11 protein-coding genes are annotated in these 13,018 nt (G+C 70.5%); 7 read left to right on the top strand and 4 right to left on the bottom strand.

The features are described from left to right. Positions 1 to 25 precede the first annotated feature (25 nt). From ACFQBR_RS22285 to ACFQBR_RS22265, 5 genes are all read left to right on the top strand, one after another. On the top strand, positions 26 to 1,258 hold the full coding sequence (locus tag ACFQBR_RS22285; protein ID WP_344177549.1) for an MFS transporter: 1,233 nt from the start codon (positions 26 to 28) through the stop codon (positions 1,256 to 1,258). Between the two features lie 64 nt (positions 1,259 to 1,322). Further along, positions 1,323 to 2,366 (top strand): zinc-binding dehydrogenase, encoded by a 1,044-nt coding sequence (locus tag ACFQBR_RS22280; RefSeq protein ID WP_344177547.1) that lies wholly within the window; start codon positions 1,323 to 1,325, stop codon positions 2,364 to 2,366. Positions 2,367 to 2,884: 518 nt separating this feature from the next. After that, on the top strand, positions 2,885 to 3,694 hold the full coding sequence (locus ACFQBR_RS22275; RefSeq protein WP_378554315.1) for a putative protein N(5)-glutamine methyltransferase: 810 nt from the start codon (positions 2,885 to 2,887) through the stop codon (positions 3,692 to 3,694). A gap of 503 nt (positions 3,695 to 4,197) precedes the next feature. Beyond that, complete coding sequence (locus ACFQBR_RS22270) at positions 4,198 to 4,869, top strand: enoyl-CoA hydratase-related protein (RefSeq protein WP_344177543.1); 672 nt, start codon at positions 4,198 to 4,200, stop codon at positions 4,867 to 4,869. 202 nt (positions 4,870 to 5,071) lie between these two features. After that, a complete protein-coding gene (locus ACFQBR_RS22265; RefSeq protein WP_344177541.1) occupies positions 5,072 to 5,743 on the top strand; it encodes a histidine phosphatase family protein in 672 nt (223 codons plus the stop codon). Between the two features lie 178 nt (positions 5,744 to 5,921). On the opposite strand, the gene ACFQBR_RS22260 is transcribed toward ACFQBR_RS22265, so the two are convergent. Next, the gene (locus tag ACFQBR_RS22260; RefSeq protein WP_344177538.1) at positions 5,922 to 6,449 is read right to left on the bottom strand and encodes a nuclear transport factor 2 family protein; all 528 of its coding nucleotides are present in this window, start codon (positions 6,447 to 6,449) and stop codon (positions 5,922 to 5,924) included. A 49-nt stretch (positions 6,450 to 6,498) separates the two neighbouring features. On the opposite strand from ACFQBR_RS22260, the gene ACFQBR_RS22255 reads away from it, so the two are divergent. Continuing rightward, positions 6,499 to 7,092, top strand: coding sequence for a TetR/AcrR family transcriptional regulator (locus ACFQBR_RS22255; RefSeq protein WP_344177536.1), 594 nt, complete (start codon positions 6,499 to 6,501; stop codon positions 7,090 to 7,092). A gap of 17 nt (positions 7,093 to 7,109) precedes the next feature. On the opposite strand, the gene ACFQBR_RS22250 is transcribed toward ACFQBR_RS22255, so the two are convergent. Together ACFQBR_RS22250 and ACFQBR_RS22245 are read right to left on the bottom strand one after the other, a co-directional pair. After that, positions 7,110 to 7,340, bottom strand: a complete 231-nt coding sequence (locus ACFQBR_RS22250) for a hypothetical protein (protein WP_344177534.1) — start codon at positions 7,338 to 7,340, stop codon at positions 7,110 to 7,112. A 322-nt stretch (positions 7,341 to 7,662) separates the two neighbouring features. After that, the gene (locus ACFQBR_RS22245; RefSeq protein ID WP_344177532.1) at positions 7,663 to 9,792 is read right to left on the bottom strand and encodes an insecticidal delta-endotoxin Cry8Ea1 family protein; all 2,130 of its coding nucleotides are present in this window, start codon (positions 9,790 to 9,792) and stop codon (positions 7,663 to 7,665) included. 1,103 nt (positions 9,793 to 10,895) lie between these two features. Between ACFQBR_RS22245 and ACFQBR_RS22240 the strand changes: the two genes are divergently transcribed. Then, on the top strand, positions 10,896 to 11,909 hold the full coding sequence (locus ACFQBR_RS22240; protein ID WP_344177530.1) for a protein kinase: 1,014 nt from the start codon (positions 10,896 to 10,898) through the stop codon (positions 11,907 to 11,909). A gap of 322 nt (positions 11,910 to 12,231) precedes the next feature. Here ACFQBR_RS22240 and ACFQBR_RS22235 read toward each other — a convergent pair whose 3' ends face one another. After that, positions 12,232 to 12,900 carry a hypothetical protein gene (locus tag ACFQBR_RS22235; RefSeq protein WP_344177527.1) on the bottom strand — a complete coding sequence of 223 codons (669 nt, stop codon included), beginning with the start codon at positions 12,898 to 12,900 and terminating at the stop codon, positions 12,232 to 12,234. Positions 12,901 to 13,018: the final 118 nt, after the last annotated feature.

The following is a 13,018-nucleotide window of genomic DNA, read 5'->3' as shown; positions in this document are numbered from 1 at the left end:
GCTTCACCACGACACGAGGTTCACCATGCACGACGAAGCCACACGGGCTTCCCACCAGGGCCGTTCGTCCCGTCTCCCCTTCGTCGTCTACGCCCTGGCGCTGGGAACGTTCCTGATGCTCACGACGGAGTTCGTCGTGGCCGGGATCCTGCCCGGCATCGCCGCCGACGTGCGGGTGAGCGTCGCCCGTGCGGGAATGCTCATCACCGTTTTCGCGGTCGGCATGATCGTGGGCGCACCGCTCATGGCGATGCTGACCCTGCGGATGCCGCAGCGGGTGACGCTCGTGCTCGCCCTGGGCGTGTTCGCCCTCGGGCACGTGATCGTCGCCGTCGGCTGCGACTTCGGGATGCTGCTGGCCGCACGCTTCCTCACCGCGCTGGCGACCGGTGCGTTCTGGGCCGTGGCCGCGGTGGTCGCCACCCGCGTCGCCGGCCCGGGAGCGGGTTCGCGGGCCGTGGGCGTCGTCAATGCCGGAGGGATGCTCGCGACCGTCCTGGGCGTTCCGCTCGGCGCGTTCGCCGGACAGCTCGTCGGCTGGCGCGGCACGTTCTGGGCGCTGGCGGTCCTCGCGGTCGTGGCGATGCCCGTGATCGCCCGCCACGTTCCCCGCGACGGCGGGCACCGGCCGGTGTCGATCCGCTCGGAGCTGACCGCTCTGCGCTCCGGGCGACTGTGGCTGGCGTTGGCGGCCTGCGCGGCCACGACCGGCGGTGTCCTGGCCGCGTACTCCTACGTCGCCCCGCTGCTCACCGGGCAGACGGGCATCCCCTCGGGCCTCGTTCCACTGGTGCTCGCCGGCTTCGGCGTCGGCTCACTCCTGGGGTCCGTCGTGGGCGGCCGTCTCGGCGACACCCGCCCGCACACGGTGACGATCGTCGCGCCGTCGGCGACCGCACTGATCCTGTTGACGCTCTGCCTCGTCTCCAGCGCGCCGGTCCCGACGACGATCCTCCTCGTCCTGCTCGGGCTGTTCGGCCTCGGCGCGAACCCGGTGCTGATCTCGCTGGCGGTCCGCTACGCCGCCCACGCTCCCACCCTGGGGTCCTCCCTCAGCGTCGCGGCCTTCAACTTCGGAACCGCGGCCGCCTCCTGGATCGGCGGCATCGCCCTCGGCACCGGCCTGGGCACCACGGGCCCCCTCGTCGTCGGAACGGCCATCGCCGCCCTGACGCTCATCCCCGCGACCGCACTGGCCGTGATCCGGCGCCGCCGTGACACGGCGGCGGGCCCCGAGGCCGCGAACGCCCTGTCCTGACCCGCACACCTCCGCCGCACCCGGCGGTTCCCGACCAAGAGCACCACCGAAAGAGAGAGCCACCATGCGCGCCACCCTCATGTACCGAGCCGGGGACGTCCGCGTCGAGAACGTGCCCGACTCCCGGATCCAACACCCCACCGACGCCCTGGTCCGCATCACCGCGTCCTGTGTCTGCGGCAGCGACCTGCACCCCTACCGCTCCATGACCTCAGCCGAGGGCCCCGCCCGGATGGGGCACGAACTGATCGGCGTCGTCGAGGAGGTCGGCCCGGACGTGGCCACGCTCACCAGGGGCGACCTGGTCGTCTCGCCGTTCGCCGTCTCCGAAGACGTGTGCGAGTTCTGCCGGGAGAACCTGCAGACCTCCTGCTCCCACCACGAGGCCGGCTTCTGGGACGGCATCCCCGACGAGGGCGGCCAGGCCGAGGCGGTCCGTGTGCCGCTGGCCGACGGCACCCTGGTGAAGCTGCCGGTCGCGCCCGACTCGGCGCTGATCCCTTCGCTGCTCACCCTGGCCGACGTGCTGGGCACCGGCCACCACGCCGCCAGGGTCGCAGGTGTGGCCCCCGGTCAGCGCGTCACCGTGATCGGTGACGGCGCGGTGGGCCTGATGGCGGTGCTCTCGGCCAAGCGCCTGGGGGCCGAGCAGATCGTCCTCATGGGCCGCCACACCGACCGCACCGACCTGGGCCGGGAGTTCGGCGCCACCGACGTCGTCGCCGAGCGCGGCGAGGAGGGCATCGCCAGGGTCCGCGAACTCACCGGCGGCCACGGCTCGCACGCCGTCCTCGAAGCGGTCGGACACATGCCCGCCTACGAGCAGGCGCTCGGTGTGGTGCGCCCCGGCGGCGTGATCAGCCGTGTGGGCGTCCCGCAGTACGAGCAGGCGCCGATCGGCTTCGCGAGCCTGTTCCGGCACAACATCCGCCTGGCGGGCGGGCCCGCGCCGGTACGCGCCCACATCGAGGAGCTGCTGCCCGACATCCTGGACGGGACCATCGAGCCGGGCAGGGTCTTCGACGCCACCACCGACCTGGACGGCGTGCCCGCCGGCTACAAGGACATGGACGACCGCACGAGCCTGAAGGTCCTCATCAGGCCCTGACGCGCAGTTCGCCGGGTCCGCCCACGGCCGTAGCGGGCGGACCCGGATTCCTCCGCGCCCCCGCACCGCTTCCGGCGGTGAGCGCCGGCGAGGGCCCGGAAGCAGCGTTCGGGTCGGCCACCGACAGCTCGTCGGGGGAGCGGGCGCTCTGCTCCGCGGAGAAGGACTCGTGCGGCACGGCCACGAACCCGGGGCCGCGAACAGGACGAACCGGCGCCCTCACGAACCGGCGCCGCCACCGGGGGTCACAGCCGGATCCCGTGGTGACCCCCGGAGGTGTCGCGCGCAGGCGTCGTGCCCCGGGCCGTTCACCGGCGACGGGGCCGACACGCGACCGCCGGCCCCGGCCGCGTGGCCCCCGGCCGGCGCCCCGTGGTGTAATGTCGCCCCGCACACCACGACCGAGGAGGTGGGACCGATCACAGCAGCAGCAGGACGGGCGCTTCCACCCCGCGGTCACCCACCTCGCACGGCGTAGGTGAGCGCGGGAGCGCCCCCGGGCACCCCGAAAGGCTCCCTTGCCTCCGCAGTTCTCCCAGTACCACTTGCCACAGCCGCTCCCGACACCTTCCGAGACCGTCGCCCGCCTGCGCCGGGCGGGATGCGTGTTCGCGGAGGAGGAGGCGGTGCTGATCGCCGCCGCCGCGCGCACCCCCGACGAACTCACACGCCTGGTCGACCGGCGCGTCACCGGCTCCCCGCTCGAACACGTCCTGGGCTGGGCCCGTTTCCGCGGCCTGCGCCTGGTCGTGGAACCCGGCGTGTTCGTCCCCCGCCCGCGCAGCGAGTTCCACGTCGAACAGGCCCTCGCCCTCACCCGCCCCGGCGCCGTTCTCGTGGACCTGTGCTGCGGCACCGGCGCCCTGGGCGCCGCCCTGGCGAGCGAACGCGGGGGTGTGGAGCTGCACGCCGCGGACATCGACGCCGCCAGCGTCCGCTGCGCCCGCCGCAACCTCGCCCCCCTGGGCGGGCACGTCCACCGGGGCGACCTGTTCGCGCCCCTGCCCCGCTCCCTGCGCGGCCGTGTGGACGTGCTGGTCGCCAACGCCCCCTACGTCCCCACCCGAGAGATCGCCCTGCTGCCCTCCGAGGCCCGCGAGTACGAGTCGCGGATCTCGCTGGACGGCGGCTCCGACGGGCTCGACGTCGTGCGCCGCATCGCCGCGCGGGCCCGTCCCTGGCTGGCCCCCGGCGGCTGCCTGCTGGTGCAGACCCACCCCGACCAGGCGCCCCCGGCGCTGTCCGCCTTCATCCGGGGCGGCCTGATCGCCGACGTCGTGACCTGCGAGGGGGCGGACAGTTCCGTCATCGTGGGCCGCCGTCCGTGACCGGGACCCGGGTCCCTTCCCCGTCCGGTTCCCGGCGGGAGCCGGACGGGGTGCTCCGGGCGGGCGCTCCTCCCGGCCGCCCCGGCGGGGCCGCGTCCGCGGGTTCCGCGGCCTCGGGGTGAACTTGTCTGCTCTATGCTGTCCGTCATAAGTTACTTGCCGGTAGCTTCCCGGGTGCGGCGCATACCCACCAGCGGGGGAGCCCTACGTCCGGAAAGGCGGCACATGGGGCCGGGAAGGAGCCGCGGTCGCGAGGCGACGGTGCACAGAGCCGCACCGTCCCGGAGCCGCGGGCTGCCCGTGCCGCGCAGCGAACGCCCGGCCGCCTTCGCCGCAACCGAGGGCACAGCGGTCATGCGCCGTGCCGGGCGCGGCACCGCGCCGCTCCGAGCCTCCGGCGAGGAGGACCACGACCCGCCGACCCGCGTTCCGCACCCGCACCGGACCACCGGTGAGGGGCAGTCCCGCCCCTGACACCGTCCGCCACCACGACAAGGAGCACCATGCCCACACTCGAACGCCACGACGAGGTCCTCGTTCTCGACCTGGGCGACGGCGAGAACCGCTTCCACCCGGACTGGATCGCCTCGGTCAACGCCGCCCTGGACGAGGCCGAGCAGGTCCAGGGTCCCCGTGCCCTGGTCACCGCCGCCACCGGGAAGTTCTACTCCAACGGCCTGGACCTGGACTGGCTGATGGCCAACGCCGACCACCACGAGGGCTACGTCGCCGACGTCCACCACCTGTTCGCGCGCATGCTGGCCCTGCCGATGCCCACGGTGGCGGCCCTGCAGGGCCACACCTTCGCCGCCGGCGCCATGTTCTCCCTCGCCCACGACCTGCGCGTGATGCGCGCCGACCGCGGCTTCTGGTGCCTGCCCGAGGCCGACATCAACATCCCCTTCACCCCGGGCATGTCGGCGCTCATCCAGGCGCGTCTGGCGCCGCAGACCGCGCACGAGGCCATGCTGACCGCCCGCCGCTACGGCGGCAACGACGCCGAGGCGGCCGGCATCGTGGACCGGGCCGTGTCCGAGCAGGACGTGCGCCCCACCGCCGTCGAACTGGCCCGCTCCCTGGCCGCCAAGGACGCCGCCACCATGGGCACCATCAAGTCCCGCATGTACGCCCCCGTCCTGGACGTGCTGCGGGACAAGGACGCCCCCCTCGGCTGATGCCGCAGGGGGTCCGCGCCCGGCCCCGGGACCGCGCAGTACGGACCCGGGGCCGAGGCGGCAGCGCACGGCCGCGCCCCGCCCCACCGACCCCGCACCCCGGGCCCAGGGCGGGTTGCCGGAACCCGCCGACACGGGTCTGTCGCACGGATGCCAGAGTGGGACCACCACGACCGCCCTCTCTGGAGACCGATCCGTTCACATGCGCTTGCTGCTCGTCCGCCACGGCCAGACCCCGTCCAACCTCAAGCACCTCCTGGACGCGGCAGAACCGGGTCCGGGGCTGACCCCGCTGGGCCAGCAGCAGGCGGCGGCACTTCCCGGAGTGCTGGCGGGCGAGGAGATCGACGCCCTCTACGCCTCCACGCTGATCCGCACCCAGCTCACCGCCGCACCGCTGGCGGCCGACACGGGGCTCGAGGTCCGGGTGCGGGACGGCATCCGGGAACTGATCGCCGGCGACCTGGAGATGCGGGGTGACGAGCTCGCCGCCGAGACGTACCTGAGCACCGCCTTCGCCTGGTCGGCGGGGGACACCGGGCTCCGCATGCCTGGCGGGGAGAACGGGGTGGAGGCCCTCCGGCGCTTCGACGCCGTGGTCGAGGAGGCCGCGGCCACCGGGGCGCGGACGGTGGCCATGGTCAGCCACGGCGCCGTCATCCGCATGTGGGTGGCGGCCCGCGCCGAGAACGTCGACGTCGCGTTCGCGTCGGCCCACGTACTGGAGAACACCGGCGTCGTCGTCCTCTCCGGCACCCCAGCCGAAGGGTGGCGAGCGGAGACGTGGATGGGCAAGACCGTCGGTCCCGACAGCAGTGTTCCCGGAGCGGAGAGCGGTCCCGCCGGCGAGGCCGTGGACGGCGTCGAGGCCTGACCGACTTTCCGGAGGGCCGCTGGCCGGGGCTCCCGTGCGTGCCGACGATCGCGGTCCGGCCGGTGCCGGAGGCCTTCACCGCCCTGGCCCCGGCAGGGCCGGCGGACACTGCGCCGCGCCACCCGTGCACGGGTGCATCACGCGCCCCGTGAATCGGCGGTGCGGTGCCGGCCGCCCGTCAGCCGCCCGAGTGGGCTCGCGCGGGCTCGGCCTCCGGGGTGAGGGCCGCCTGGAAGACGCCGAAGTTCCCGGTCATCCAGAGGGCCGTCAGCTTGACCCCGCAGATCCGCCAGCCGGCCGGGGTCCGCTCGAACCGGTTCGTGTAGTACCCGTAGACGGTCTGCTCGCTGTCCCCGGTGCTGTTCGGCAGGTGGTGACCGGCTCGGACGTAGGCCACGCCTGTGGCGTGATCGTCGTCGTCGAAGGTGATCACGTGGTTCGTGATCATGTGCTGCGTCGCCTTGAACGACTCCATCCTCGGTGCGGTCCCCCTGACCCAGTCGTCGGCCGTGAGGCGGACGGCGGGCTGGCCGAAGCCGTCACTGAAGTCGACCTCGACCTCGTCGGTGAAGCAGCTCCGGAACAGCTCCCAGTCACGGGAGTCGGTTCCCGTGGCGTAGCGGAGCTGGACATCGCTGATCTCGGCGCGGTCCAGCAGACGGCGCAGGCGGTTCTCATCGACGGGCAATTCGTGTGACTGTGTCATGCGAACACTGTGGGGTCTTGATGTGACGCTGTCAAGTAGACTGTGCGCCATGGTGACGCGAACCGAAGCAGCGGCTGCGACCCGGAGCGCCCTTGTGCGCGCCGCATCCGAACTGCTCGACGAGGGGGGACCCGACGCGGTGACGCTCCGGGGTGTGGGGGCCCGCGCCGGGGTCTCCCGCGGCGCACCCTACGGGCACTTCGAGAACAAGGAGCACCTGCTGACCAGGCTCGCCATCGACGCCTGGAACTCCCTGGCGGACAAGGTGGAACAGCTGCGGTCCGCCCCGGACACGACCACCGGCGAACGGCTCGAGCACGCCGTGCTGGAGCTCATCGGGGTCGGCCGCCGACAACCGCGCCTGTACGCGCTGATGTTCAGCGCCCCGGTGGACGACCCGGAGGCCGCCGAGGCCGCGAGCCGCCTGGAGAACGCGTTCCTCGCCATCGTCGCCGACGTGGTCGGCGAGGCGGACGCCCTCCGCTACGGCGCCCTGCTGATGTCGAGCGCGCACGGGATCGCCGGACTGGAGCTCAGCGGCCACCTGGCGAAGGAGAAGTGGAAGACCGACGGGGACCAGCTCGTGCGCATGATGATCGACTCCATCCGGTCCGGCGTCGGGAACACCGACACACGCGGCTGAGAGGCCGGAGATTCCGCCTACCGCGCGCCGACGCGGGCGTCACCCAATCCGGCCCGGCTCAGCTCCGGTGCGACCGTGGAGCCCCGGCCGACGCGCGGGGTGGAGCCGGGCACGCGCGCCAGCCCGTCGGACAGCACCGCGACCAGGTGCGGCCACTCCCACGGGGAGCCCCGGCGGAACTTCACCCCGGTGTGGATCTCGGTCCGGGCTCGGTCCAGGACGGTGCCGGACCGGAACAGTCTTCTCATCCCCGGCTCCTGGAGAACCCGGCGGGGTCACGGCCGAGCTGCGCCACCAGACGGTCCCCCGGCCTGTTCGACGGGGTCACAACGGGCGGGGCGAACAACGAACGCCCTTTCTCACTACGCACCCCGGCCCTCTCGCGACGCTGGGCCGCGAGAGGGCCGGGGTGCGGGCGTGGGCGTCGCGCCACCGCAGCTAAGCGTGCAGAGCCCGAGTCTGCGCCACTTGCATGCACGAACGCTCTGACGGCAGAGCCGACTCATGAGAACTTCGGCAGCACGCGGCGTCGGCTATCGGCCGGTGCACCGCAGGACGACGTGCTGGGGCTCAGCCGCTGACATGTGTTCCGTTGAGGCGGACATCGGCCAGCGCCAGAGCGCGGTCGCGGGCACGCCCGGACATCGGCGCTGTCACGGTGAACTCCACAGCCGTCCCCGCGGCCAAGGACCGGTGTCGGGGGTCCTGCGCGGTCACCGTGACGCGTAGGCCGCGCTCGTCACGGTCTGTGGAGGCAACGACTGCGCCTTGCACGTCGATCTGGTCCCCGGCCTCGCTGGGCAGGTAGAACGAGACGTTCCAATCCGGCACCTCTTCGCTGTCCCGGGGTACCGTCACGCGCACCCGGCTGCTGCCGGGGCCCGACTCGGTGTCGAGTGCAGGTGTGGCGGGAAGGCGCAGGGAGTCGGCGGCGACCGTAGGGACAGCGACCCACCGGGTGCCCTCCGCGCCGCCGAGGACGACCCTGTCGCGGTCGACGCCCAACCTCGCGCTGTCGTCACCGGGGTCTGCCAGGGACAGCAGGCCCTCCTCATCGTGCACCTGGCGCCACAGGGCCTCAGTAGCACGATGGTCGGCATCGCCTTGACGGACCCCCTGGGGGGTGCGGATCAGGTATTGGCGGCTGTACCGGTTGACGAGGTGGAACAACCCCTTTCCTGCATCCTGGAATTCCCACTGCTGAGCCAGGGTCCCATTCGCTTGACTCATGCTGAGTTCGGTTTCTCCGGAGACACTGTACGTCTGCGGCGCGAGTACGTGGTCCATGTCTTCGGGTTGGCACAGCACCATGTTTTGCAAAGAGGGTTTGATCTCCTTGTACTTGACTTTGGTGCTCACCGGTCGGAAAGCGAAAAGCATCGCGCTGGGGTGTTTCCGATGGTCGAAATCGACGATTCTTGCCTGGGACACCTCGAAGTCCTGGATTCCACAGTCGACGTGCTCCTCATTCGGATATCCCAAGCTTCCCAGGTATTCGGTGTTTTCCCCGGTGCTGTCCTGGAACATGACGTAGTTGAAAATCCCGTTTTTAGGGTCGTGGTAGACGTGGAAGCCCTGGAAGTATTTGCCCTCTCCCGGACAGTAGGGAGGCTTCTCTTCGCAACCGTAGCAATCGCCCGTCTGACTTCCGTCGATGGTCTGCCAACTACTGCCCTGGCGCATCTGCATGCCGTGCAAGAGGCGGTACTTGTGCCCGGTTTTCTCGTTCTCGTACTCCTTGCACCACGCCTTCACACCCGTGAGGCGGCCAGTTTTGGCTGGGCGGTGAACAAAGTCATCCTTGGTGAAGAGGTTGTCGAGACTGCCAGCCCCTTGCTTTCCGAACGGACCCCAGAAAATTTCGACGTCGCGGTCCACCGTATCGTACTTCTTCTGCCAGTCCCCGAAGGGGCGCCAGTAGACCTGGGCGTACTCGACTGCGGCGAACCACATTTCCCGATGGAACTCAACCTTCTTGGCGAGAGTGTCGATCTCGTCCCATCCGGCCTTGTAGGTATCCATTACGTAGTTGATATAAGTGGGAGAACTCCCCTGTGTGAGGTTGCTGAGGGTCGTTTTGCAGTCATTAATTTTTTGATTCCCGAAGCCGAGTTTCTCCCCGTTGATGCACATGTCGCGCAGGATAAACAGGTGGATGTTGGCGACCTGGACAAACAGTGGAAGGATGGCAACCTTGTAGTCTTTGTCCTGAAAAGCGGGAAGGTCGTTGATGATTGCTGTCTCGATGGCTTTCCAGTCTGTCCTGGCGTCTTCCTTGTCCTTGTTGCTGGCGCTGTTCTTGTATGCGGCCTCGGCTGACTTCTTGTAACGTGCGCAAAGGCCGTAGAGGCCCTTGAGCTGGTTCTCCGTAAATTTTCGGTAGAGATCCTTGATCTCCTTCTTCACGAGTTTTTTGACGCGTTCCTCGATCTCAAGCCATACGTCGTCTTTTCCGGACGGCCACAGGTAGGAAAGACCGATTCCCAATCCGACGCCGATCAGGGTCCCCCACCCCGGAACGACACTGCATATGCCCATGATGATTTGCTTCATTGCGGCCAGGGCGGTATCCATGTCCTTCTTGCCATGTGGCTGGGCAGGAGATGAAAGCCCGAAAGCCTCTTGGGCCTGGCGTGGGACAAATGCTGCTCTCTCCTCTTCGAGGATGGCTTCTGCGCGGGTGTCCTCCGGACGATTCATCACAGGCCTCCATGTGGCATCAAACAGGAAGAAAGGATTTGCGGAATCCACAGAAATACCGTGGTGCTGTTCTGTGGCGTCGACATGACTACCCGACGGCCTCTTGCTGACACTTGACCTGTGTTCTGTTGGCCAGAACTAGAAGGCGGACATGCCTGGGCGGGGAAATAATTTCCATACCCGCTGTTGACCGGAGAAGGGGTGCTCAGGCACTTTCCTCGGCCATGGCAGGCCACGGTTCAAGTACCGAAAGGGGTCCTGTGCGGCTCGATTCCGATCGCGGCCTCTCGCGGAATGACCTGCACTACCTCAACCGATCAGGCCGGTGCGGGCCCCGCTGCGTTGGGTGAGGAACAGGGGACACGGCCTTCAGGTCCCGACCCATCTGGGCGCGGCCAGACCCGGTCACCGCGTTCCTGGAACCTGTGGGCATGCGGTCGGTCAAGGCAGTCCCCTGAGAGGAGGGAGCACGCGGCGAGCAGGTCGTGTGCGAATGCGCGCGTGTATGGGGCCAGTCTCCGGTGGAGCGGGTTCCGCTCGCCAGCTTGGACGATCTCGGCGCAGACGATCAGGTGCGCCAGACGCCCCTCCTCGGTGTCCAGCACGTCGGAGAAGACCTCACGGATCACGGCAGCTGCACCGGGTTCGGCCAGGGCGTAGGCATGCAGGACCGCGGCGTCATACCCCAGCGGTGCCGCAGCCCACCCCTCCCAGGCGATGAGCACCAGCGGGGACGCCGGGGTTCCCGGCCCGGCCCCCGGCTGGGAGACAGTTGCGGAATGGGCCCTGCCCGCCCGTTTGTGAGCCCCGAGGCCCGACCGGCGTTGTCGGTGGCCTGTGCGATCCCGGTGTCATGACCGACCGGACCGGAACCACCGCCGCCGCGTCCGCCCCCGATGTCGAGCACCTGGCCGCGACCCTGGGCCCCGCGAGGAGTCGGCCTGCGCCGCCGGGATGTGGATCGGACACGGTCAGGTGGTGCACCGTCCGGCCACGCACCTGTGGGCGAGGACAGCTGCGGGGGTGGCTCGCCCCGGCGGAAGCCCGGTGCGAACCTCCCGGCCCGCGCGGGACTCTCACCGGTATCCGTGAAGGGGAGGGACATGGCGGGTGTCGGGGAAAGCGTGGACGGATACCGGCTCGTGGGCGACCTCGGCGCGGACCCCCGAGGCGCGCACTTCCGGGCGGTGGACGCCGGGGGCGCACCGCATGTGCTCACGCTCGTGTCGGGCGAAACGGCGCGCACACCCGGGTTCCGCGAACGACTCGAACGGTCGGTGGCGCTGTCGCTGCGGGTGTCCTCCTTCTCCCTGCTGACGGCGGTGGACGCCGACCCGTGGGCCGGCACGCCGTGGGTCGCCTTCCGGGACGCCGGGCACGCCGAACCCCTGAGCGAGCGGATCGCCGGCGGGGACCTGCTCGCGGACCGGGAGCTGTACCGGTTCGCCGTGCACACCGCCACCGCGCTGGCGGTCCTGCGCGACGCGGGCATCGTCCACCACGGGGTCACCGGGGAGAACATCCTGGTGGGCGCGGACGGCGCGGTCGTCGTCGACCGTGTCGTCGCCCGAGCGGTGGAGAGCACCGCCGACGGCCGCCGGTCTCTCCTGACACCGCAGCAGCCGGAGCCGGGGCGGCGGGGCGGTGGTCGGGGCACCGGCGCCGACGACGTCTTCGGTTGGGCGGCGACCGTGGTCCGGGCGGCCACGGGGAGGTCGGCGTTCCCCGGGCCGATTCCCCCCGAGACGGCCGCCCGCGCGGTGACGGGGCGACCGGACCTGGAGGGGGTGCCCCGACCGCTGTCGTCGGTGCTGGAAAGCTGCCTGGTCCACGACCCCGCGCGTCGGCCCGGCGCGCACCGGGTGCTGGCAGTCCTGCTCGGATACACGGGAGAAGACGTGCGTCCGGACCTGGGGGAGCTCCATGAGCGGTCCCTCCGGTTCGGGACCAGGAAGAGGTGGATGCCCCTGGAGGTCGACCTCGGAGTCTTGGAAGGCGGGTTCAGGGCCCGTGCCCGGGAGGTACGGAGGCGGGTTGCGGCGTCCGAGCCGGAGAATCGCGGTGAACTGAACCTCATCTGGCAGCCGCCCGCCATGGACGGTGGCGATGGGGACTGAACCGGTGTAGCGGCCGCGCCCGGTCTCGGCCGGGACCGCTCACCGTACGGCTGCCCACACCGCGGTGCGGGTCGGCACTGGCATGTACCGGGTTCGGGTCCCGGGAACGTCTTCCGGCACACCGTGGCCCACAACAACACCGACGACGGCTGGGACCTCTGCACCGAGTCCGACACCGGCCCCATCTGCGCCGTGACCGTCGAGGACTCCCTCGCCCACGGGAACGGCACCCTCAACGACGGGTCCCGGGCGGGCGCCCGCTCCCGCCCCGTCCCGCCGCCCCGACCGGGCTCGGGGCGACGGACGGCGGCTCGGTCACCGGTCAGACCACGAAGAACGTGAACGCCCCGTACATCGAGATGCTCAGGGTGTACTCGTCGACCTCCCCGGTCTCCTCGTCCAGCGCCTGGCACGTGAACGGCGCGTCCGTGTCGGGCTCGCCGCGCACGAGGTCGGCCTCCATGTCGCAGAGCACGTACTCGGTGTCCGCCTGCACGCGCAGGGTGTCCTCGACCGCCTCGCGGATCAGCGGCCCGTCCACGAGCTGCGGCTGGTAGGAGACGAGGATGCCGGAGGACTCCACCGTGATCGCGTACTCGAACTCCTCCCCGAGGAAGTTCACCGTGCACGTGGCGGTCTCCCCCTCGGTGCCCGCGATCTCCGGGCACTCGGAGGTGGCGTCCGGGTCCACGACCGACGCGAAGACGGAGACCTGCTCCAGGGCCTCCCAGGCGATGCGGTCGCCCAGCGGCGCGGAGCTGTCGGGCTCAGCGGGCAGGTCCTCCGCAGTCACCTCCGGCGCGGCGTCGGGGATCGGGCCCTGGTTGAAGTCGGCGGTGTCGACCTCCGGGGTCTCCTCCTCGGTCACCTCGGCGGGCTCCGGGGTCCCTTCCGGCTCGGGGTCGGCCCCGCCGCAAGCGGCGAGGACGAGGGCGGATCCGGCGGCGACCACGCCCAGGGTGATGCGGCGCGTGAGGTCAGGGTTCAGCATGTGTACCTCGGGGGTTCGGTGGAGGATGGGAATCCTGCGTGGCGCAGGAAGCTCATGTAGAGGGAGTGCTCAGACACCGGATTTGTTGCACGCCGACGCCATGTTGTGACCCGAGACA

The organism is Nocardiopsis tropica, from assembly GCF_042660575.1.
Classification (GTDB): domain Bacteria; phylum Actinomycetota; class Actinomycetes; order Streptosporangiales; family Streptosporangiaceae; genus Nocardiopsis; species Nocardiopsis tropica.
Note: the sequence above shows the minus strand (reverse complement) of the source record. Positions and strands in the feature narration are given on the sequence as shown.

Coding starts and splice junctions, on each gene's coding strand:
- ACFQBR_RS22235 (WP_344177527.1), bottom strand. CDS start 12,900: ATGCTGAACCCTGACCTCACGCGCCGCATCACCCTGGGCGTGGTCGCC.
- ACFQBR_RS22255 (WP_344177536.1), top strand. CDS start 6,499: ATGGTGACGCGAACCGAAGCAGCGGCTGCGACCCGGAGCGCCCTTGTG.
- ACFQBR_RS22240 (WP_344177530.1), top strand. CDS start 10,896: ATGGCGGGTGTCGGGGAAAGCGTGGACGGATACCGGCTCGTGGGCGAC.
- ACFQBR_RS22245 (WP_344177532.1), bottom strand. CDS start 9,792: ATGAATCGTCCGGAGGACACCCGCGCAGAAGCCATCCTCGAAGAGGAG.
- ACFQBR_RS22270 (WP_344177543.1), top strand. CDS start 4,198: ATGCCCACACTCGAACGCCACGACGAGGTCCTCGTTCTCGACCTGGGC.
- ACFQBR_RS22280 (WP_344177547.1), top strand. CDS start 1,323: ATGCGCGCCACCCTCATGTACCGAGCCGGGGACGTCCGCGTCGAGAAC.
- ACFQBR_RS22285 (WP_344177549.1), top strand. CDS start 26: ATGCACGACGAAGCCACACGGGCTTCCCACCAGGGCCGTTCGTCCCGT.
- ACFQBR_RS22250 (WP_344177534.1), bottom strand. CDS start 7,340: ATGAGAAGACTGTTCCGGTCCGGCACCGTCCTGGACCGAGCCCGGACC.
- ACFQBR_RS22265 (WP_344177541.1), top strand. CDS start 5,072: ATGCGCTTGCTGCTCGTCCGCCACGGCCAGACCCCGTCCAACCTCAAG.
- ACFQBR_RS22260 (WP_344177538.1), bottom strand. CDS start 6,449: ATGACACAGTCACACGAATTGCCCGTCGATGAGAACCGCCTGCGCCGT.